Here is a 21,513-nt window from a genome sequence, read left to right as displayed (position 1 = left end):
GAACACGTTTACATGGAAGTTTTGATCGTCGACACCCCCGAGGAAGCCGCGGCGTTTGCCGCATCGGCAGTGCTCGATGGCTTGCGGGCCTACGGCACGGGAAGCCCGGTGCTGGGCCTGGCCACCGGGTCGTCGCCGCTGGGGCTCTACGCCGAACTGGCCGCCGCTGCGCAGCGCGGGGAGGTCGATTTCTCCGCCGCCCGCGGCTTCGCGCTCGATGAGTACGTCGGCCTGAACAACACGCACGAGCAGTCCTACCGCCAGACGCTGATCCGCGAGGTCTGCAACGTGATCGGCCTGCCCGAGTCCGGGCTGAACGTGCCCAACGGCAACGGCGAAACCGTTGAGCAGATCGCCAAGCAGGCCGCCGCCTACGACGAGGCCATCAAGGCCGCCGGCGGAGTCGACGTGCAGATCCTGGGCATCGGCGCCAACGGCCACCTCGGCTTCAACGAGCCTGCCTCCTCGCTGCGCAGCCGCACCCGCATCAAGCGCCTGGCCTCGCAGACCCGCGAGGACAACGCGCGCTTCTTCGACGGCCTGGACCAGGTCCCGACCCACTGCGTGACCCAGGGCCTGGGCACCGTGCAGGAAGCCGGCCGCCTGGTGCTCATCGCCACCGGCAGCCACAAGGCCGAGGCGATTGCCGCGGCCGTCGAGGGTCCGCTCTCGGCTTCTTGCCCCGGCTCGGTGCTCCAGCTTCACCCGGATGCCGTGGTGGTGCTCGACGAGGCCGCCGCGGCCCACCTGAAGAACCGTGCCTATTACGACGATGCCGCCGCGGGACTCCAGTTCGGCATCTAGCACCGCCCGATCCGGCCGCACCCGGGTCCCGGTGAATGCAAGAGCCTCTTCCGCACGGTGGATATCCACCGTGCGGAAGAGGCTCTTTGCGTGTCTCTGTCGTGCAGATGCCCGGCACTGCCGGTGCCCGTAGCTGCAGGTGCCTGCTATTCGGCCGACGGCAGCGCCGTGAAATCAAAGTGTCCGGCTGCCTGCCACCCCGGTTCGCCGACAGGCCGCAGCACCGGGATGCCCGCCTCCTCGGCGATCAGTGCACCCGCCGCCCAGTCGAATTCCTGCGTGCCGTACTCCGCATAGGCGTCCAGCGTGCCGTCGGCCACCAGACACAGGTCCAGGGCAGCCGATCCCAGCCTCCGCACATTCGCGAAGCCCGGCATGAGCCCCAGCAGTGCGCCCACCTGGAACTGCCGGCGGTCCGCGTCGTAGCCAAAGCCAGTGGCCAGCAACCGGCCGGCTTCCTCCCTGTCGCCGCCGTGCAACCGCATCACCGGCCGCGGTTCGCCAACAAGCTGTCCACCGGCACGGACTCCATGGTGAGGTTCGGCCAGCCAGGCACCTGAACCTGCCGCCGCGTAGTACTCGCTGCCCAGGGCCGGAGCATTGATGGCGGCTGCCAGCCAACGCCCGGTCCCCGGCGCCCCGTGGTCCGGGCCGTAAACAGCCACCGAGGTGCAGTAATACACGATGCCGCGGACAAAGTTCGCGGTTCCGTCCAACGGGTCGATCGACCACCGGTAGCCCGATGGCAGCTGCGGGACGGTTCGGCCATATTCTTCCCCGGTGATCGAGTCGTCGGGCCGGGCAGCGGCGATGACATCGCGCACAGCAACTTCCGCCCTCCGGTCGTAGTCCGTCACCCAGTCCCCCGCGGCAGTCTTGGTGTCCGCGGCGACCCGGGACCGGCCGCGCTCGGCCAATACCGCAGCACCCGCAGCGGCCGCCTCACGGGCAATTCCGAGCAGTTGGGCCACGAGGTCCGCACCCTCCAGCGGGACGGCCGACACCCCGGCGTTGGCCGAGTGCAGGTGCTTTGGGTGCTGGTTCATGTGCTGCTCCTGGGATCGAAATGCGGCTTCTGGGGATCTGCCGCCCGTTGTGCGGGGCTGGCCGGCCGGCAAGACAGCGTGTGGAATCCGTCGTGCCCGGACATGTCGAGCGTACCCAAACTGCACTCGATAGCAGTGATTCACCGCAACAGTTCCTGGGCTAGGAGTCGCAGAGCGCGACGCCCCAAGGGCCTTGCGGAGTCGACGTCGAGGCCATCTGAACGCCTCCAACCGGCGGAGTCGGCAACCGAAGAACCCAAGATGTCGCCCGGCCAAACCAAGTTTCCGCAACGGAATCCGTACATGAGGTACGGCCCAGGGCGCCCGCCAGCTGATATTGAAGGCGCCACCGTTATCTTTGGTGTAGGCAAGGACGGTTTCCATACCAAGATTCTTAATGGGATTGATGTTCCCTGTAGCCTTTTGGCTTCGCCGTACAGCAGCCATTTGGTCGAAAAGCTGGATTCCCCCGAGGAAGGCACGGTATCGGCTCGGGTTTCAATTTGAACAAGCGTTGGCATAATTTGCTGCTAGCCCCAGCTCAGAGCCAAGTTTCTGCCCAGCCTCAATTGCCGGTGACTGGATCCGGTCTACCTCACCGAAGGACATCGGAACCACCCTGTTCCGGAGTCCCGGCGTAGGGGGAGAATACGGGCCAACGTCAAGATTTCGCATACATTCTTGTCATGGCTGGTGGAAGTCTTGAATCCCCGTTTAACCGGTGTCAGACTGGTGGCCGAAATGGTTGCCGTGCCAACTTGAGGGACATAACAACCATCGGCGACTTTATCTAAGTATTCGAACCGAAAATATCGATTAGTCGAGCCCACTCATTCGAAGTGGAGATGCCGAGTCCTCGATTTGCCGGTTTCTCTGCAAATCTGGGGATCTCGGGGAGAAAACATATCTTGTTGTGGTGACAGGTCGTTCCAATGCAATTAAACACTCGCGTAAGTTGGAGAGTTGGGAATCAGGGGTTCCCTCCATCTCTCGCCGGCGATAGCCTGATCGTTCAAAAATACGGCGGCTCATCGATCGAGAACATTGAAGGTATTCAGCGGGTTGCCCGAAGAATCGTGGACACCCATCTTGCTGGACATCCTGTGGCCGTGGTTCTTTCGGCCATGGGCGACACCACCGACGAATTGTTGGATCTCGCCGCTGGAGTCGCACCGTTGCGGCCATCCCGCGAACTCGACCTGTTGCTGAGCACAGGCGAACGGATCTCGGTTGCATTGCTGGCCATTGCCATTTCAAGTCTTGGGGCTTCCCCCCATGTCTTCACGGGCAACGAGGCTGGCGTTATCACGGACGAAACCCATGGCAAAGCGCGCATCGTCGGAGTATATCCGCAGCGGGTGCGCGATGCCTTGGACCGTGGCGAGATCCCCATCGTGACCGGGTTCCAGGGGACAAGCCGCAGAACCAACGAGGTCACAACTCTGGGACGGGGCGGATCGGATTTATCCGCAGTTGCCCTGACCGCGGCCCTAAACGCCGGAGTTTGTGAAATCTACTCAGATGTCGACGGTGTCTACACTGCTGACCCGCGCGTCGTCCCCCTTGCACAAAAGATCGACATGATCTCCAATGAACAGATGTTGGAGCTGGCTGCGGGCGGAGCAAAGGTACTGCAATTGCGCTGTGTCGAGTACGCCCGTCGCTTCGGTGTCTCGATCCACGTGCGTTCTTCGTTCGACAAGGGCGAAGGGACCCTGGTAGTCGCCACGGCCAAGGACGAGCTCCTGTATCCCGATTCCGAATCCTTGGAACAGCCATTTATCCGATGTGTCACGGATGACCGTTCGGCAGTCCAGATTACCGTCGCCGGTGTGCCTGACCTGCCGGGCACGGCAGCACAGATATTCCGCATCACGGCCGCTGCAAATGCCTGTCCCGACATGATCACACAAAACCATGCCGCAGCCGGTCACCGCCCCGACATCGCTTTCACGGTGCCCAGTTCTCTGGGACAACCGATCGTCAAAGCACTCTCCGAGGCGCAGAGCGCCATCGACTTCCGTTCCTTGCAGTGCGATGAGGTCGGCAGGCTTTCCCTGATCGGATCCGGGATGCTCAATGACCCCGGCGTTTTCTGCCGGTTCATGAGTGCGCTTTCGGAAGCTGGAATCGGCCTTCGGCTGATTTCGAATTCAGACACCCGTATTTCCGCGGTGACAGAAATCGGAATGCTGGATCAGGCAATTCGTGCGGTTCACAAAGAGTTCCGTTTATCCGGTGACTTGCTCATCGGGTAGGCGGACGCCATCTGGCTCCTGGCCTTGAGACACCCGAACGCTTCAAGGCCAGGACCACTTCCAAACATTGCTCTAGCAAAGGTTCTTTCCATGGTTCAACTCATCGGCTCCTCAAATGGTTGCCCGATGGTTGGGGTTTCGGTCACAACACGGACCGCCACCCCGGTCCCTCAGGCATCGGTTCGATGGAATTCAACGCCCATCGATCCTGCCCCTTTCCCGCGGAGCCCTTGCAGGTACCTTGAAAGATTCTTTCTCAACATGGCGCAATCACCTGGTTCGACAAAGGTGCGGCGCATTCCAAATGCTCCGTTCTTGACATTGAATTCGCGTGAAAAGACAACAAGCATCGTTCTATGGTCGTCACACGGGATTCGCCAGCTGGTTCCTTCGGCCAACCGGGAAATTGGAGAAGTAGTGGGTATTCGCGAGCACCATGCGAAACGCCCCGCACCGACTTGAACCGCAGTTTGCGCGGATAAAGCCGCCCGAAAACTACTTCATCCATACCCAAGAAGCAGCCGTCGTGATCGGAGAATTCCATGCCATTCCAATCTGAGCTAGTCGACTTGACCGGGCCTTTCGTGTCAGGGCCCATACCCGGCCCGCGATCCGCCGAATTGCTTGCACGCCAAGCAACCAGGGAATCCAATGCCCGTACGTACCCACGTCATTTGCCGATCGCCATTGCCGAAGCAGCCGGCAGTTTTGTCCGGGATGTTGATGGCAATGTTTTCATTGACTTCCTTGCCGGGGCGGGGGTTCTCTCACTCGGGCATAACCATCCGGAGCTGGTTGGCGCAGCCACGGAGCAGCTCTCCGTCCTGACCCACGGGTTGGACTTTCCGACGCCGGCAAAGGACGCCTTCATCGAAGCACAGCTTTCAATGCTTCCTGCCACCATGCGTGACCGGATGAAGATCCATTTTTGTGGCCCCACGGGAACCAACGCCGTCGACGCAGCAATCAAGCTGTGCAAGACGGCGACCGGTCGAGGGGACATCATCAGCTTCCAGGGGGGCTTCCACGGTAGCGGGGCCGCGGGCATGGCACTGACCGGTTTGGTGTCCCAAAAGGAGCCCGTGAGCAACGGCCTGCCGGGGATCCATTTCTTCCCCTACTCGTACTGTTCCAGATGTCCGCTTGGGCTTACACGGGAGACCTGCAGCACGAATTGCGCCACCTACCTGGAGCATTCGCTGAAGGACGACCTCAGTGGCATTCCCCTGCCCGCCGCGGTGATTATGGAACTTGTCCAAGGCGAAGGCGGAGCAATTCCTGCCACGATTGAATTCGCCCAGCGGGTGCGCGAAGTGACCCGTGAGCTGGGTATCCCACTGATTGTCGACGAAGTCCAGACAGGCTGCGGGCGGAGTGGGACTTGGTTCTCCTTTGAGCAGTACGGCATCGAGCCCGATGTCATCGTAGCCTCGAAGGCGCTCAGCGGCATGGGCTTGCCGATTGCGCTGATCATCTACGACGAGGAGTTGGACGTCTGGGCTCCCGGTGCTCATACCGGGACCTTCCGCGGCAACCAACTGGCCTTCGCCACCGGCGTTGAGGCCGTGAAGATCATCAAGCGCGACGATGTCCTGGGCAACGTCGTCCGGCGCAGCGAACAATGCATGGACCTTCTGGCACCGTTGCAGCAGCATCCGTGGGTTCGGGAAATCCGTGGCAAGGGATTGCTGCTGGGCATTGAGCTGATGCATCCCTCCAGCGGTCTCCCGGCCGGCGACCTGGCCGCTGAGGTGCAGGCCGAAGCACTCAGGCGAGGGCTGATCCTGGAGCTGGGTGGCCGTGGCGGCTGTGTTGTGAGGTTGCTTCCCCCGCTCAACGTTACCGAGGAGATCATGGACGCCGCCTGCCGCATCCTTGTCGACTGCATTGACCAACTGGAGTCGAAGGCCGTTTAAGCCCACACCTTGGCTGCCTGGGCATAGTCGGCGGCTGCACGCGCGGAAAGGAGATCCTTGTGCGCAAGAAAATTGTCGTCAGCACGATCCTTGAAAAGACTCCGGAACCTATGAGTTTGATGCATGGCCAAGTCTTGGTCGCTTCCGGTAACAACCAGGGAGCCAGGTGGCATCCCGGTGAACGGTTGGACCAGCTCTTTGAAGAGCAGTGTGACCGGTTACGGGAAACCGGTCGGGGCTCGCACTTGGCCGTGGATGCCGGCACACTGACCCTTACCTACGACCAACTGGATGGCCGAGCCAACCAGCTCGCCCGATACCTGCTCGCGCGCGGATGCCGCCCAGGCGACAAGATCGCGCTGCTCTTCGATGAATCGGTGCGATCCTTCGTGGGAATGCTCGCGGTGCTGAAGATCCACGCCGCGTACGTGCCTTTGGATGCCGGATACCCGGCGGACCGGCTCTCCTACATCATTGCCGACGCCGATGCCTCGATGGTGCTGACGCTGTCTCACTTGAGGGAGAAACTCACCGAGGTCATCGCCCCCGTTTCGTCGTTGGACGAGGAAGACGCCCAGATTGCGGGCTTCGACGAGGCACGATTGACCGCCGAAGAAAAGGGCTCGGCAACCGAGCAGCTTGCCTACGTCATCTACACCTCGGGAACCACCGGTCGCCCCAAGGGTGTGGCGATCGAACATGCCAGCATCTGCAATTTCGTGCGGGTTGCCGCTGATTCATACGGGTTCCAGGAAATGGACCGGGTATACCAGGGCATGACCATCGCCTTCGACTTTTCCGTCGAGGAAATCTGGGTCCCCTGGATGTCCGGGTGCACGTTGGTTCCCAAGCCCAGCGGCACCACGTTGCTGGGTGCGGAATTGGCAGATTTCTTGGTCGCCAAGCGAATCTCGGCCATTTGTTGTGTGCCGACGCTGCTGGCGACGCTGGATGAGGACATCCCCGGCCTCAGGTTCCTCTTGGTGTCGGGTGAAGCCTGTCCGCGCGACCTGATCCTGCGCTGGCACCGGCCCGGACGCCGTTTCCTGAACGTCTATGGTCCGACCGAGGCCACCGTCACGGCCACCTACTCGGTGGTCGACCCGACGCATCCCGTCACCCTGGGAATCCCGCTGCCCAGCTACGCGGTGGTCATCCTCGATCCGAGCAAGCCCGTGGCCCTGCCCGTGGGGACACTGGGCGAAATCGGGTTGGCCGGCATCGGGTTGGCGAGGGGCTACGTCAAGCGCGACGACCTGACCGACAAGGCGTTCATCTCTGATTTCCTGGAGATCGAGAACAATCCCTCGGGCCGGATCTACCGCACCGGAGACCTCGGCCGAATCAACGCCGCAGGGGAAATCGAGTATTTTGGCCGCATCGACACGCAGGTGAAAATCCGCGGCTACCGGATCGAACTCACCGAGATCGAGTCGGTGCTGCTGCAGGTTCCCGGGGTCGCCCAGGCCGTGGTCGACACCTACGAGTCGTCGCCCGGCGTGCTCGAGCTGGTTGCGTACTACAGCCTGCGCAACGACACCGAAGAACTCGACAAGGCGGCATTGCGGGCGCACCTGCAAGACCGGCTGCCGGGCTACATGGTTCCTGCGTACTTGGAGGAGTTGGAAACCATTCCGCTGTTGCCCAGCCACAAGGCCGACAGGAAAAAACTGCCGCCGCCGACCTCGCAACGATCCAGCACCGGCACTGAGGAATACACGGCGCCCGCCACCGACACCGAGGAGCTGCTGGCTACCGCCATGGCCGAGGTCTTGGGTGTCGCGCAGGTTTCCACCAAGGCGAACTTCTTCACCGACCTCGGCGCCAATTCCCTGTTGCTGGCCTACTTCTGTTCAAACATTCGTAAAAACACTTCCCTCCCGGCCTTGGCCATGAGGGACATCTACCAAAACCCGACGATCGAATCGCTGGCCGGGGTGTTGGCAGTTGACCGGCCGGCCGCCGTCCTGCCGGTGATGTTTCCCGAACCTGCGGCAAACTCTTGGGCCACCACCCGCCAGTTTGTCATGTGCGGGATCTTGCAGTTCCTGATTTCCATGGGCTATTTCTACGCGGGCATCGTCTTGATGGTCGTCGGCTACGAGTGGGCGGCGGCGGCACCCGATGTGTGGCAAACCGCGCTCAGGTCCTTTGTGTTTGGATGGATACTGTTCATCGCCCTTTCCGTGGCGCCCATCGCCCTGAAATGGATACTGGTGGGTCGCTGGCGCGCCCACGAACTCCAGATCTGGTCCCTGCGGTACGTGAAGTTCTGGTTCGTCAAGACCCTGATCAGCAGCAACCCTTTGCGCATGTTCGCAGGAACGCCGTTGTATAACTTCTACCTGCGTGCCCTGGGAGCCAAGATCGGGCGCAACGTGGTCCTCTTCTCCACCTCCGTGCCGGTGTGCACCGACCTGCTGAGAATCGGCGATGATTCGGTGGTCCGCAAGGACTGCTTCTACACCGGATACCGTGCCTACCGCGGGGTGATCCAGGTAGGTCCAGTCACACTGGGCAAGAACGTCATGGTGGGTGAAAAAACCGTCCTGGATATCGATACGGTGATGGGCGACAACACCCAGCTGGGTCATACTTCCTCGCTGCAACGCGGACAGGCAGTGCCGGACAACGAGCACTGGCATGGCTCGCCGGCTCAACGAACAGATGCCGACTACCGTTCCGTTGCGCCCACGTTGTGCAGTCGAAGGCGGAAGATCATCTACAGTGTGGGTGTCGTCTTCAACAGGCTCGTCTTGGTCGCCCCCGTAGCCATCACAGTGGTCGCGTTGTTGCTGCCCGACTACCTGCGCTCCGGTTTGCTCTGGAACGACGTCGGCGGGTTCTACGCCGAGTTGGCCGTGCTTTCCTTCATCCTGTTGTTCGGTGCAATCATCACGGGCCTGATCGCGGTGGCGGTCATTCCGAGGGTGCTGAACCTCTTTGTGAAACCCCACAAGGTCTACCCGCTTTACGGCTTCCACTTCATCGTCACGGGAATGATCACGCGGCTGACCGGCCTCAAGTTCTACCGGCACCTCACGGGCGACAGTTCGCTGATTGTCTACTACCTGCGGCTGATCGGATACAAACAGCCGAACCTGGTCCAGACCGGTTCCAACTACGGGGTCGAGCTCAAGGAGGACAGCCCGTTCATGGTCACCGTCGGCTCCGGGACCATGGTTTCCGATGGCCTGTCGATCATGACCACCGGGGTGTCGAACTCCTCGTTCCAGGTCATGCCGAATGCGATCGGCGGCACCAACTTCTTCGGCAACGAGGTGGTTTACCCCCCGGGCGGCAAGACCGGCGAAAATGTGCTCTTCGGAACCAAGGCCATGGTCCCGGTCGACGGCCCCGTCCGGGAAGGGATCGGGCTCCTGGGCTCCCCCTGCTTTGAGATCCCTCGGTCCGTCCAGCGCGATGCGGCCTTCGACGAGATGAAGTCGGCCCAGGAACTGGCCACGCGCCTTCCGGCCAAGAACCGGCACAATGCCTGGACCTTGGCGATCTACCTCACGACGCTGTGGGGTTACGCCTTCGTGGCGCTGTGGCTGGGGTCGATGACCCTCACCTGGTTCGAGGGTTACGGCGCACCGGTTGTTGCCGTTGGCCTGATGCTCATCGGGGTGTTCCTGATCGCGCTGGCCATCGTCATCGAACGCATCACGCTGATCGGCCACCCGCTCGTGCCGCGTTTCTGCTCCATCTACGACGAACACTTCTGGTACCACGAACGCTTCTGGAAGTTCTCCGTCGGGGGTTACCTCAACGCGTTCAACGGCACGCCGATCAAGCCGTTCATATGGCGCTGCCTGGGCGTGCGCGTGGGCAAGAGGCTGTTCGATGACGGGTGCGGAATCCCGGAAAAGACATTGGTCAGCATCGGCGATGACACGAACCTCAACGCCGGAACCTCCATCCAGTGCCACTCCATGGAGGACGGGGCGTTTAAGCTCGACGCCATCAGCATCGGCTCCAAGTGCACGGTCGGTGTCAACGGGTTTGTGCACTACGGCGTCACCATGAACGACGGGTCCGTGCTGGATGCCGATTCGTTCCTGATGAAGGGGACCGACGTGCCGAAGGACGGCTTCTACGGCGGCAACCCCGCCCAGGACCTGTCCTCCTACATGGTGGGCAATGCGCAACCGGCCAAGGCAAAGGGCCGGCACCTGGCGCGGCGCGCATGATCCGCATGACATCGGCCCCCGTCTCCGCTTCGGAGACGGGGGCCGTTGACTTGTGTAGCCGAAGGCCGGGCAGGCCGACGGGCGGATCGATCAGGCCTCGGGGTTCGGGCGCCCCTCGACGGCTTCGGGCCCGCCGTCGAGCAGCAGCTTGAAGCCTTCCTCGTCGAGCACCTGCACGCCCAGGCTGACCGCCTTGTCCAGTTTGGACCCGGCGGCCTCCCCCGCCACCAGGTAGGCGGTGTTTTTGGAGACCGAGCCGGCGGCCTTGCCGCCTCGGACGATGATCGCTTCCTTCGCCGCATCGCGGCTGTAGGTCGGCAGGGTGCCGGTGACCACGATGCTCATTCCCTCGAGGTGCTTGGTGATCGACTCGTCCTGCGCGTCCTTCATCTGCACCCCGGCGTCCGCCCATTCGTCGACGATCCGGTTGTGCCAGTCGACGGAGAACCACTCGATCAGCGCGTCGGCGATGATCGCGCCGACCCCGTCGACCTCGGCCAAGGCCTCGCGGGCGTCCGGCGCCCGCAGCTGCTCGCGGATGTTTTCCATCGAACCGTACTTGGTGGCCATGGCGCGCGAGGCGGTGGGGCCCACGTGCCTGATGGACAGCGCGACCAGCACCCGCCACAGCGGCTGGCCCTTGGCCTTGTCCAGCTCCGTGAACAGCTTCTCGGTGGTCTTGGACGGGACGGATTCCTTCTTGGCGGTGGCCTTGGTGTAGAAGTACGGGACCAGCTGGAACTTGCCGGTGCCCTCGCCCTTGGATCTGATCTCGCGCCACACGTTGACGCCGGCCAGCGCCTCGCGCAGGGCAGGGTCCGGATGGCTTTGGGCCAGCGCGAAGACCTGCGACTCGCTGGTGATCGGCCCGGGGCCGGCCGGGGCGATGACCCCGCCGTTCTCGGCCGGGTCCGGGCCCGGGCCGACGGTCAGTGCCTGGGCGGCCTCGTAGCCCAGCGCCTCGATGTCGAAGGCGCCGCGCCCGCCCAGGTGGGCAACGCGCTCGGTCAGCTGCACCGGGCAGGATTCGGCGTTGGAGCAGCGGATGTCCACGTCGCCCTCCTTGGCCGGGGCCAGCGGCGAGCCGCAGGAGGGGCAGGTGGTCGGCATGACGAATTCGCGTTCGCTGCCGTCGCGGAGCGCCAGCACGGGGCCGACGATCTCCGGGATCACGTCGCCGGCCTTGCGCAGGATCACGGTGTCGCCGATCAGCACGCCCTTGGCCTTGACGACGTCCTGGTTGTGCAGCGTGGCGCGTTCCACGGTGGATCCGGCGACCTTGACGGGTGCCATGATGCCGAACGGGGTGACCCGCCCGGTGCGGCCCACCTGCACCTGGATGTCCAACAGCTTGGTGTTGACCTCCTCCGGCGGGTACTTGTAGGCCACGGCCCAGCGCGGCACGCGGGAGGTGAAGCCCAGGTTGCGCTGGATCTCGAACGCGTCGGTCTTCACCACGATGCCGTCGATCTCGTGCAGCAGGTCGTGGCGGTGGTCGCCGTTGGCGGCGATGAACCCCAGGACCTCGTCGAGCGTGTCGACGACCTTGGAGTACGGGGAGACCGGCAGCCCCCAGGAGGCCATCAGCGCGTAGGTCTCCGACTGGGTGGCGGCGTCGAGCCCGGCGCGCACGCCCAGGCCGTGCACGAACATCTTCAGCGGGCGCTTGGCTGTCTCCGCGGGGTCCTTCTGCCGGATGGATCCGGCCGCGGCGTTGCGCGGGTTGGCCAGCGGCGCCTTGCCCGCCTCGATCAGCGCCTCGTTGTAGGCGTCGAACTCGCGTGAGGGGATGAAGATCTCCCCGCGCACCTCGACCTCATCGGGCCAGTCCGCCCCCGCGAGCTGGGTGGGGATGTCCTTGATGGTCAGCACGTTGTGCGTGACGTCCTCGCCGGTGTAGCCGTCCCCACGGGTTGCGGCGCGCACCAGTTTGCCGTTGCGGTAGAGCAGGTTCACCGCCAGGCCGTCGATCTTGACCTCGCAGAGCCATTTCAGCTCGTGCCCGGCGGCACGCAGCGCGGCGTTGGCCATGGTCTTTTCGCCCCAGGCGACGACCTCCTCCAGCGAGAACACGTCCTCCAGCGAGTACATGCGCGAGAGGTGCTCCACCGGGGTGAACGCGGCGGAGACCTCGCCGCCGACTTCCTGGGTGGGCGAGTCGTTGGCGACGATGGCGGGGTGCTGCGCCTCGATGAGTTCCAGCCGCGAGTACAGCTGGTCGAACTCCGCGTCGGAAATCAGCGGAGCGTCGTCGTTGTAGTACGCGGCGCGGTGCTTGCGGACCTCGTCGACCAGGTCCTGGTACTCGGCGCGCAGGGCCTCGCTGGGCAGTCCGTCGCCGGAGGCGAAGTCCCCGGTCGGGTCGGGGCCCGGGAAGGGTTCAGGCTGCTGGGTCGTGGTTGCGGGCTGGGTCGCTTCTTGGTGGCTCACCCTCCCATTTTGCCCCACGAACGCGGATCGCGGGATGAGGCGGGCGCCACCGTGGCGCGGTGGGGCGTGGCAGGGTGCCGCGCGGACCGCGTCAGTCCGTGCTGCCCGGCTCCGAAACGTCGACGATGACGACCGAGATGTTGTCCCGGCCTCCGCTGGCCAGGGCCGCATCGACGAGCCTGGCCATGGCCTCGGCACGGTCCGGGGTCTGGCTGAGGATGCGTTCGATGCCGGCGGGGTCGACCTCGCCGGTGAGCCCGTCGCTGCACAGCAGGTAGCGGTCCCCGGCCACCGGCTCGTGGAACTGGGAGTCCGGGACCGAGTTTCCCCCGGCGCCCAGCGCACGGGTGATCAGGTTGCGTTGCGGGTGGATGCGGGCCTCGGCCTCGGTGATGGTTCCAGCGTCGATGAGCTCCTGGACCGCCGAGTGGTCGAGCGTCAGCTGGGTCAGCTTCCCCTCGCGCAGGCGGTAGCCCCTGGAATCGCCCACGTTCAGCAGCATCAGCCGCACCGCGGGTTCGTGGCCCGGCTCGGGGTTCCGGGACGCGTGGCCAAGAGGTGCGTCGGCCTGGGCGGCGGAGTCTTGTTCCCCGTCATCCAGCCGCGTCACGGCGGGGGTTCCGGCGCCGGGCACGGGCACGTAGGGCAGCACGTCGGTGGTCGGCACGGGCTCCGCGGCTCCGGCGGTCCCATGGTGGAACACCGCGTCCCCGGGGTGGACATGCGCCTCCTGGACCGTCTCCAGGTAGCGCGCCGGGGACACGTCCGCCTCCGGCGCCGCAGCGGCATCGGGTTGGACGGGCAGCTCAAGGGTGGTGGCCACGGGTTTTTCCTGCGGCCAGGTGCCGCCGCCGGGTTCGCAGCTGACCAGGGCAAGCGCGCAGAGCGTGGTCCCGCCGCGGGAACCGATGGCGCTGCGGATCATCGCATCGGCCCGTTCGACCTGGGCCAGCACCGCCTGCGCGTGCGGCAGCCCCGAAGGCCCGACGGCCGCCGGGTCCACGGCGATCTCCGCCAGCGTTTCGATGCACAGCCGGGAGGCGAGGTCCCCCGCCTCGTGTCCGCCCATGCCGTCGGCCACGGCAAAGATGCTCCGGGCGCTGAGCACGGCGTCCTCGTTCACGGCGCGCCGCAACCCGATGTCGGTCAGTGCCCCGCCGTGGATTCCGCCCATGTGTGTGCGCATGTCAGTCCAGCACCAGTCCCGTTCCGGTTCCCGGGGCCAGGCGCACCGGGTTGATGTCGCCGAAGCCGCGCACTGCCGTCGTCTCCTGGGGGTACAGGACAAACCTGTCGTCGCCCGCCAGCGTGGAGGCGGTGAGCTCGTCGGTGAGCACGGTGCCCGGCTCCGCCAGGGAGGTCAGCCGCGCAGCGAGGTTCACCGTGGGCCCGTAGATGTCGCCCAGCCGGGAGAGGATGCGGCCCCAGACCAGCGAGACGCGGGTGTTGGGCAGCAGTTCGTCGGCCGCGAACTCCCGGGACATGGCCAGCGAGATCAGCGCGCCGGCCTGGGGGGTTTCGGCGACGAAGAGCACCTCGTCGCCGATGGTCTTGACCAGCCGGCCGCCGCCGACGGAGATGATTTCCGCGCACTTGGACTCGAAGCGCTGCACCAGCTGCGCCAGCGTGCGTTCGTTCATGCGGCGCGAGAGGGAGGTGTAGGAGACCAGGTCCGCGAAACCCACGGCGCGGGCCAGCGGCAGCGAGATGTCGTCCTCGGAGCCGTCACGTCCCTCCTCGGAGGCCGCCAGCCCGGTTTCGGCGCGCACCGCCAAACGGTGCACGGCGGCGTTGAGCTGCCGGCGCCAGGAGTACACCAGCATTTGTTCGATGGGGTCGATCAAGTCGGGCAGCAGGTTCACCAGGTTGCGCCGCGCCTCCGGGTCGCTCATCTTCTGGTTCTGCACCATGTCCTCGACCAGCGCCTCGACCTGCCAGACCACCATGCGGTCGGTCATCTGGCCGATCGAACGGGTCAGCGAGATCGCGGTTTCCTCGGTGAGCATGCCCTCGCGGACCATGCCGAGCATCAGCTCCAGGGCGCCCTCGTCGACCTCGGTGAAGAAGACCTCCTCGTCCCCGAGGTTCGGGAAGCCCAGGGCGCGCCAGATCTTGCGGGCCGAGAGCAGCGAGACGCCGGCCGCGGCAGCGACCTCGCGGCGTTTCATGGTCCGGTCGGCGCCAAGCAGGCGGCGTTCGAGCTCGCGCACGGCGTCGCGCGCGGAGGCCGGGGTTGTCTGGTCGACCTGTTCGGGGCGCCTCATGGCCGCGGCGAGGTCCGCGATGGGGTCGGCGAGCGCCGGTGCGTCCCCCGCGGCCTCCGGTTCCCGGGACTCGGCGCCGCCGAGGTCTTCCGCGTCGTTCGGCTGGCGCATGGCCTGGGCACGTGCCGCATCACGGGCAGCGGTGGGTGCAACGGGTTGTGAGCCCGTTGCCTGCGACCGCTCACTCATGCTCAGTCCAATCTCTTTGCTGTGGGTGCGTTGGTTGATCCTGTTCAACGCGCTCTTCCATGTTTACACCATCAACCCGGGGGAAGTGTGGCAGTGCGGTTATCGCGCCGATGCCGAGCTCCCGCATTTTCTGCACCGCGGGCATGTGCGGGATGTTGATTCGATGTTCGGCCAGCACGATCTGCAGCGTGCCCGGCGCCTCGTACGGGGCACGCCGGCCGGTCAGCGCCACGATGTCCTGGATGGCGTAAAGCCCGATGGACCGCTGCCCCACGGCGGATCGCCCGCGTTTTGTCACGATGCGCTCGGTGGTCAGGTAGGTGTAGGTGCCGGCCCAGCGGACCAGCGGGCGCAGGCACCAGATGACGAGCAGCACGCAGAAGGCCACCCCGAGCACGGCGAGCAGCAGCGGGCTGGCCTCGGCGGCCCAGTCCGGCAGGTCGGTGCGGATCAGCAGTCCGGCCAGGAAGCTGGTTGCCGCCAGCAGGAGGAAAAAACGCAGCAGCGTGCCGCGCAGGGCGCGGGGGTGCGCCCGCGTCTTCACGATCACGCGTTCGCGCATTTCCAGTATCAGCTTCACGTCCGGCTCCTTCGGCCCCACACCGGTTGTGTGTGCCGGTCTATCCCTACCCATCCATCGTAGGGGCAGTGCACCCACGCTTAGTCCAGGAACCCCCGGATCTCCACGTGTTTTGCCGCTCCCTAGGCGTAGCTGCCGTCGCTGCGGCGCAGGTGGAACACGTCGGCGGCCAGCACGTGGTGCAGCTTTCCGGCCGCGTCGCGCAGGACCAGCGCTCCCTCGGAGCCCAGGTCCTCCGCCGTGCCGCGCAGCACCGTGCCGTCGGGCAGGTGTGCGTCCACCTCGTGCCCGATGCTCACCATGTGCCGGGCGATCGTCCGGCGCAGCGACACGCGGTCCCCGGGACCGGCCTCCCCCGCGTTCCCGTGCACCGCGGCGAATCCGCGGTATAGCTCGGCGACCCGGTCCAGGTAGCCGGCCATCAGATCGGTCCGGTCGGTGGTGCGGCCCCCGAGCAGGGCGACGCTGCCGGCCGTGGGAACGGGCAGTTCCGCCCGTTCCTGGCTGACGTTCAGCCCCGTGCCGACCACCACCGCGGGCCCGTCGGCCGTGAGCACCAGCTGCGCCAGCACGCCGCAGAGCTTGTGGCCCCCGGCGACGACGTCGTTCGGCCACTTGAGCCCGGCGGCCAGCCCCGCCTGTTCGTTCAGCGCCTGCACCATGGCCGTGCCGCAGAGCATCGAGAGCCAGGGCAGCCCGGCGGGGTCGAAGCCCGCGTCCGGGCGGAAGTAGATGCTGATGGCCAGGGAGCTGCGGTCCGGGGTTTCCCAGCCGCGCCCGAGCCTGCCGTGTCCGGCCTCCTGGTGCTCGGTGGTCTCGACGCTCAGGTGGGCCAGCTGCCCGGCCTTGGCCCGCGCCACCAGGTCGTCGTTCGTGGACCCGGTGGCCTGGCTGACCCACAGCTCCCCCATGCCGAGGCCTTTCATGACCTCCCGCACGCGGGAATCATCAAGGGGCGGGCGCTGGACGGGTGCTGGTTCGGGGCTCATGGGCACAAGCCTAGCCACCTTCGCACCCGCCGGCACCCTCCGTTGCAGACGTCCGTGCCGGCGTCAGAGGAAGATGTCCGGGACCAACCGGTCCTCGGGGGCCCCCATGGAGTAGCCGCCCAGGTCCGTCACTCCCGCCGCCGCCAGCACCGCCTCGTCGGTGAAGAAGTTCCCGCTGCAGGTCCCGGCCGGGCTGGTGAGGATGGCGTGGGCGGCATCGGCCACGATGTCCGCCGAGCGCGCGGCCTTCACCAGCTGCTCGCCGCCGGGCATGTTGCGGATGGCCGCGGTGTCGATCAGCGTGGCGGGCCACAGCGAGTTCACGCCGATGCCGGTTTCGCGCAGCTCCTCGGCCAGGCCCAGCGTGGTCAGCGACATGCCGTACTTGGCCATGGTGTAGGCCAGGTGCGCGCCCGCCCACTTGGGGTCCAGGTTCAGCGGCGGGGACAGGGTGAGGATGTGCCCGTTGCCGCTCTTGCGCAGGTGGGGCAGCGCGGTCTTGGAGAGCAGGAAGGTGCCGCGCACGTTGATGTCCATCATGAGGTCGTACTTCTTCATCGACACCTCGTCGGTCCTGGAGAGGTCGATCGCGGAGGCGTTGTTGACCACCACGTCGATCCCGCCGAAGCGTTCGACCGTCTGCGCCACTGCGCCGAGCACGTCCTCGTCGTTGCGCACGTCCCCCACGATGGCCATCGCTGCCCCGCCCGCCGCCTCGATCTGCGCGGCGGCCGTGTGCACGGTTCCCTCCAGGGACGCGTGGGCGGTGCCGGTCTTGGCCATGATCGCCACGTTGGCGCCGTCGGCCGCTGCGCGCAGGGCGATGGCCAGGCCGATGCCGCGGCTCCCCCCGCTCATCAGGATGGTCTTGCCCTTCAGGGATCGCTCATTGGCGGCGATGATGTCGCGTCGTGGTTCACTCATGTGACACACGTTACGGCACTCACTGCCCGCAAGCTACCCGTCAGTAACTTGTTTTATGGACGACTCGGCCCCCAACACGGAGCGATTTTGTAGGGTTCCTACACACAAATCGACCCAAACCCTCACTAGACTGGCCGAGGTGGCATAGTTATTGTGCCTTTCCTACTACGCAACTACCCCAAGGGAGCCCCGGGATGACCCAGAGCCGCATCGACGACCTCACGGAATCGATCGACCTGTCGACCACGGCCGGCAAGATCGCCGAGTTCCGCCGCCGCGAGGCCCTCGCGCAGGCCCCCTCCGGGCAGGACGCCATCGAGAAGCAGCACGCGAGGGGCAAGCACACCGCCCGCGAGCGCATCGACATGCTGCTCGACGAGGGCTCGTTCATCGAGTTCGACGCCCTCGCCGTGCACCGCAGCACCGCATTCGGCATGGAAAAAAAGAAGCCGCTGGGCGACGGCGTGGTCTCCGGCTACGGCACCGTCGACGGCCGCCAGGTCGCCGTCTACTCGCAGGACTTCACCGTCTACGGCGGCTCGCTCTCCCAGGTCAACGGCGAGAAGATCGTCAAGGTCCAGGAATTCGCGCTGCGCAACGGCTGCCCGGTCGTCGGCATCAACGACGGCGGCGGCGCCCGCATCCAGGAGGGCGTGGCCTCGCTGGCCATGTTCGCGGACATCTTCCGCAACAACGTCCACGCCTCGGGCGTGGTCCCGCAGATCTCGCTGATCATGGGCCCGTGCGCCGGCGGCGCCGCGTACTCCCCCGCGCTGACCGACTACGTGATCATGGTCGACAAGACCAGCCACATGTTCATCACCGGCCCGGACGTCATCAAGACGGTCACCGGCGAGGAAGTGGACATGGAGACCCTGGGCGGCGCGCGCCAGCACAACGCCACCACCGGCACCGCCACATACCTGGCCGCCGACGAGCAGGACGCGATCGAGTTCTGCAAGGAACTGCTCGAGTTCCTGCCCTCGAACAACATCTCCGAGGCCCCGTCCGTGGAGTTCGACGAGGAACTCGAGCTCACCGCCGAGGACCTCGAGCTGGACGCGCTGATCCCGGACTCGGCCAACCAGCCGTACGACATGCGCAAGGTCATCGAGCACATCGTCGACGACGGAATCTTCCTGGAGATGCAGTCGCTCTACGCGCCGAACGTGATGATCGGCTACGCCCGCGTCGAGGGCTCGACGATCGGCATCGTCGCCAACCAGCCGATGCAGTTCGCCGGCACGCTGGACATCGCCGCCTCGGAAAAGGCCGCACGCTTCGTGCGCCACTGCGACGCCTTCAACATCCCGATCCTCACCCTGGTGGACGTCCCGGGCTTCCTGCCGGGCAAGGACCAGGAGTTCCAGGGCATCATCCGCCGCGGCGCCAAGCTGCTCTACGCCTACGCCGAGGCCACCGTGCCGAAGCTGACAGTCATCACCCGCAAGGCCTACGGCGGGGCGTACATCGTGATGGGCTCCAAGAAGCTCGGCGCGGACATCAACCTGGCCTGGCCGACGGCGCAGATCGGCGTCATGGGCGCCCAGGGCGCGGTCAACATCCTCTACCGCCGCGACCTTGCGGCAGTGGCCGCCGAGGGCGGCGACGTGGAGGCACGCCGCACCGCCATCATCGAGGGCTACGAGGCCGAGCTGCTCAACCCGTACCAGGCCGCCGAGCTCGGCTACGTCGATGCGGTCATCGCCCCCTCGGACACCCGCCTGCAGATCGTGCGCGGCCTGCGCGCCACCCGCGACAAGCACGCGGCACTGCCGGCCAAGAAGCACGGGAACATCCCGCTGTGACCGACAACCAGAACCAGGCGCCGGCGGAGACCACCCTGCGCTTCATGCACGGCGCCCCGACCGCCGAGGAAATCGCCGCGGTCACCGCGGTCGTCGCGGCCATGCAAAGCGCGGGTTCGCCGGCCGATCCGGAGACCCGTTCCGGCACGGCGCACCGCATCCGCATGCAGCGCCGGAGGCTGCTTGCGACCGCCCCGCAGCCGTGGCGCTCGGGCCGACGCTAACCGGAGGCACCCGGACACCGGGCGCAACGCCCTTCCGGCGGCGAGCCGATTGGAATCAATTTCACGATTTCCTTCGGCTCGCCGCCGCGGCTTTTCCCCGTCGGATCACCGCCGCCGAAAACTCGTCGGAAATAATCTTCAATAACAGCTTCACAAGCACTTAGGCTGGTGCCATGACGAACACCACAGCCACGCGCACATCCAGCGCGATCGACAGCGCAGCCACCGATTACTTCAAGATGCTCCTCGAGCTCTCCCCCGAATTCGCCACGTCACTTGGCCTGCCGGGAAGCGAGGCCGCCTACTCCGATTATTCCCCCGCCGGAACCGCCGCCCAGGTCCAGGCCGCACGCGCCGCCCTGGACGCGCTCGAATCACTGACGCCGACGGACGCCGTTGACGAGATCACCCTCGATGCCATGCGCGAGCGCCTAGGCCTGGAGATCGAGATCGCCAACACCCGCCGCACCGAGCTGAACAACATCGCCTCCGCCGCCCAGGACATCCGCGCCATCTTTGACCTGATGCCGCAGGAAAGCGCCGGGGACTTCGCGTTCATCGCCGAACGCATGCACAACCTGCCGGCGGCCATGGAGGGTTACATCGCCTCGCTGCGCGATTCGGCCTCCCGCGGGCTCGTTTCCGCCGTACGCCAGATCAAGATCGTCACCACCCAGGCCCGCGACTACGCGAATGCCGGCGGCTTCTTCGACACGCTGGCCGCAGCGGGCAGCAAGATCGCCCCGGAGCTCGGCGAGCGCTTGACATCGGGAGCGCAGCGGGCCAACGCCGCCTACCTCAACCTGGCCGACGTACTGGAAAACGAGCTGCTGCCACTGGCTCCCGAAAAGGACGCCGTCGGCCGGGAATACTACTCGCTGATGTCCCGCCGCTTCCTGGGTGCCACGGTGGACCTGGAGGAAACCTACGCCTGGGGCGTGCAGGAACTGGCGAACATCATTGCCGAACAGGAGCGCGTGGCCAAACTGGTCTCCCCCGGGGCATCCATCGCGGAGGCAAAGGCGATTCTCAACGGGGATCCGGCGCGCCAGCTCAACGGAACCGATGCATTGCAGGCCTGGATGCAGGAAAAGTCGGATGCCGCAATCCGGGCACTTGCCGGCACGCACTTTGACATCCCCGCACCGATGGACCAGATCCAGTGCATGATCGCCCCCACCCAGGAAGGCGGCATCTACTACACCGGCCCGTCCGAGGACTTCTCGCGCCCCGGACGCATGTGGTGGTCGGTGCCCGCCGGCGAGGACAAGTTCACCACGTGGGCCGAGCTGACCACCGTTTACCACGAGGGCGTGCCGGGCCACCACCTGCAGATCGCCACAGCGGTGCTGGCCCGAGAGACGCTCAACGACTGGCGCCGCCACGCCTGCTGGGTCTCCGGACACGGCGAAGGCTGGGCCCTGTACGCCGAACGCCTGATGTTCGACCTCGGTTTCCTCGCAGACCCGGGTGACTACATGGGCATGCTCGACGCCCAGCGCATGCGTGCCGCCCGCGTCGTCTTCGACATCGGCGTGCACCTGGAGCTGGAGATCCCCGAGGCCTGGGGCAGCGGCACCTGGGATTCGGAAAGCGGCTTCGCATTCCTGGAAAAGAACCTGGACATCTCGGCTGGCCAACTTCAGTTCGAGTTCACCCGCTACCTTGGCTGGCCCGGACAGGCACCCGCCTACAAGGTCGGCCAGCGCCTGTGGGAGCAGATCCGCGACGAGCGCTCCGCACGCGCGGGCGATGACTTCGACCTCAAGGCGTTCCACTCCCAGGCACTGAACGTCGGCTCGGTGGGTCTGGACACCCTGCGCCGCGCACTTCTGGGCTAGGCTTCCTCCCCAACAGACCGGGCCCGTTTTCTCCTTTCGATAGAGAA

Annotated in this window: 14 protein-coding genes; 7 read left to right on the top strand and 7 right to left on the bottom strand. The window is 65.5% G+C overall.

Annotated elements, in window-relative coordinates; genetic code table 11:
• The first annotated feature begins 12 nt into the window (after positions 1–12).
• Complete coding sequence (locus ACIQLF_RS14730) at positions 13–804, top strand: glucosamine-6-phosphate deaminase (protein WP_400299802.1); 792 nt, start codon at positions 13–15, stop codon at positions 802–804.
• Between the two features lie 146 nt (positions 805–950).
• On the opposite strand, the gene ACIQLF_RS14725 is transcribed toward ACIQLF_RS14730, so the two are convergent.
• Complete coding sequence (locus ACIQLF_RS14725) at positions 951–1,850, bottom strand: inositol monophosphatase family protein (RefSeq protein ID WP_400299799.1); 900 nt, start codon at positions 1,848–1,850, stop codon at positions 951–953.
• Between the two features lie 932 nt (positions 1,851–2,782).
• Between ACIQLF_RS14725 and ACIQLF_RS14720 the strand changes: the two genes are divergently transcribed.
• The 3 genes from ACIQLF_RS14720 to ACIQLF_RS14710 all read left to right on the top strand — a co-directional run bounded on the left by ACIQLF_RS14720 (position 2,783) and on the right by ACIQLF_RS14710 (position 10,217).
• Entirely contained in the window at positions 2,783–4,108 is a 1,326-nt protein-coding gene (locus ACIQLF_RS14720; protein WP_400299796.1) for an aspartate kinase, read from the top strand.
• A gap of 542 nt (positions 4,109–4,650) precedes the next feature.
• Positions 4,651–6,024, top strand: a complete 1,374-nt coding sequence (locus ACIQLF_RS14715) for a diaminobutyrate--2-oxoglutarate transaminase family protein (protein ID WP_400299793.1) — start codon at positions 4,651–4,653, stop codon at positions 6,022–6,024.
• A 251-nt stretch (positions 6,025–6,275) separates the two neighbouring features.
• Complete coding sequence (locus ACIQLF_RS14710; protein WP_400299790.1) at positions 6,276–10,217, top strand: Pls/PosA family non-ribosomal peptide synthetase; 3,942 nt, start codon at positions 6,276–6,278, stop codon at positions 10,215–10,217.
• A 90-nt stretch (positions 10,218–10,307) separates the two neighbouring features.
• Here ACIQLF_RS14710 and ligA read toward each other — a convergent pair whose 3' ends face one another.
• The 6 genes from ligA to ACIQLF_RS14680 form a co-directional block, all read right to left on the bottom strand.
• On the bottom strand, positions 10,308–12,647 hold the full coding sequence (gene ligA, locus ACIQLF_RS14705; RefSeq protein WP_400299787.1) for an NAD-dependent DNA ligase LigA: 2,340 nt from the start codon (positions 12,645–12,647) through the stop codon (positions 10,308–10,310).
• A 91-nt stretch (positions 12,648–12,738) separates the two neighbouring features.
• A complete protein-coding gene (locus ACIQLF_RS14700; RefSeq protein WP_400299784.1) occupies positions 12,739–13,833 on the bottom strand; it encodes a PP2C family protein-serine/threonine phosphatase in 1,095 nt (364 codons plus the stop codon).
• Position 13,834: 1 nt separating this feature from the next.
• On the bottom strand, positions 13,835–15,100 hold the full coding sequence (locus tag ACIQLF_RS14695; protein ID WP_400299782.1) for an adenylate/guanylate cyclase domain-containing protein: 1,266 nt from the start codon (positions 15,098–15,100) through the stop codon (positions 13,835–13,837).
• Entirely contained in the window at positions 15,093–15,680 is a 588-nt protein-coding gene (locus ACIQLF_RS14690; protein WP_400299780.1) for a hypothetical protein, read from the bottom strand. The genes ACIQLF_RS14695 and ACIQLF_RS14690 overlap by 8 nt, the downstream gene beginning before the upstream one ends.
• Positions 15,681–15,802: 122 nt before the next feature.
• Positions 15,803–16,669, bottom strand: a complete 867-nt coding sequence (locus ACIQLF_RS14685; protein WP_400299778.1) for a biotin--[acetyl-CoA-carboxylase] ligase — start codon at positions 16,667–16,669, stop codon at positions 15,803–15,805.
• A gap of 63 nt (positions 16,670–16,732) precedes the next feature.
• Positions 16,733–17,593, bottom strand: a complete 861-nt coding sequence (locus ACIQLF_RS14680) for an SDR family oxidoreductase (protein ID WP_400299775.1) — start codon at positions 17,591–17,593, stop codon at positions 16,733–16,735.
• 194 nt (positions 17,594–17,787) lie between these two features.
• Here ACIQLF_RS14680 and ACIQLF_RS14675 point away from each other — a divergent pair, with 194 nt between their 5' ends.
• The 3 genes from ACIQLF_RS14675 (at position 17,788) to ACIQLF_RS14665 (ending at position 21,466) form a co-directional block, all read left to right on the top strand.
• Entirely contained in the window at positions 17,788–19,401 is a 1,614-nt protein-coding gene (locus tag ACIQLF_RS14675; protein WP_400299772.1) for an acyl-CoA carboxylase subunit beta, read from the top strand.
• Positions 19,398–19,625 carry an acyl-CoA carboxylase epsilon subunit gene (locus ACIQLF_RS14670; RefSeq protein WP_400299770.1) on the top strand — a complete coding sequence of 76 codons (228 nt, stop codon included), beginning with the start codon at positions 19,398–19,400 and terminating at the stop codon, positions 19,623–19,625. Before ACIQLF_RS14675 ends, ACIQLF_RS14670 begins: the two co-directional genes overlap by 4 nt.
• A gap of 173 nt (positions 19,626–19,798) precedes the next feature.
• Positions 19,799–21,466, top strand: coding sequence for a DUF885 domain-containing protein (locus tag ACIQLF_RS14665; RefSeq protein ID WP_400299767.1), 1,668 nt, complete (start codon positions 19,799–19,801; stop codon positions 21,464–21,466).
• Positions 21,467–21,513 lie beyond the last annotated feature (47 nt).

The sequence above is a fragment of the Paeniglutamicibacter sp. NPDC091659 genome, assembly GCF_044756805.1.
Lineage (GTDB): Bacteria > Actinomycetota > Actinomycetes > Actinomycetales > Micrococcaceae > Paeniglutamicibacter.
The sequence above is the reverse complement of the archived record's forward strand: the minus strand, read 5'-3'. Positions and strand labels throughout refer to the sequence as shown.

Coding starts and splice junctions, on each gene's coding strand:
- ACIQLF_RS14700 (WP_400299784.1), bottom strand. CDS start 13,833: ATGCGCACACACATGGGCGGAATCCACGGCGGGGCACTGACCGACATC.
- ACIQLF_RS14725 (WP_400299799.1), bottom strand. CDS start 1,850: ATGAACCAGCACCCAAAGCACCTGCACTCGGCCAACGCCGGGGTGTCG.
- ACIQLF_RS14715 (WP_400299793.1), top strand. CDS start 4,651: ATGCCATTCCAATCTGAGCTAGTCGACTTGACCGGGCCTTTCGTGTCA.
- ACIQLF_RS14665 (WP_400299767.1), top strand. CDS start 19,799: ATGACGAACACCACAGCCACGCGCACATCCAGCGCGATCGACAGCGCA.
- ACIQLF_RS14675 (WP_400299772.1), top strand. CDS start 17,788: ATGACCCAGAGCCGCATCGACGACCTCACGGAATCGATCGACCTGTCG.
- ACIQLF_RS14680 (WP_400299775.1), bottom strand. CDS start 17,593: ATGAGTGAACCACGACGCGACATCATCGCCGCCAATGAGCGATCCCTG.
- ACIQLF_RS14695 (WP_400299782.1), bottom strand. CDS start 15,100: ATGAGTGAGCGGTCGCAGGCAACGGGCTCACAACCCGTTGCACCCACC.
- ACIQLF_RS14685 (WP_400299778.1), bottom strand. CDS start 16,669: ATGAGCCCCGAACCAGCACCCGTCCAGCGCCCGCCCCTTGATGATTCC.
- ACIQLF_RS14730 (WP_400299802.1), top strand. CDS start 13: ATGGAAGTTTTGATCGTCGACACCCCCGAGGAAGCCGCGGCGTTTGCC.
- ACIQLF_RS14720 (WP_400299796.1), top strand. CDS start 2,783: ATGCAATTAAACACTCGCGTAAGTTGGAGAGTTGGGAATCAGGGGTTC.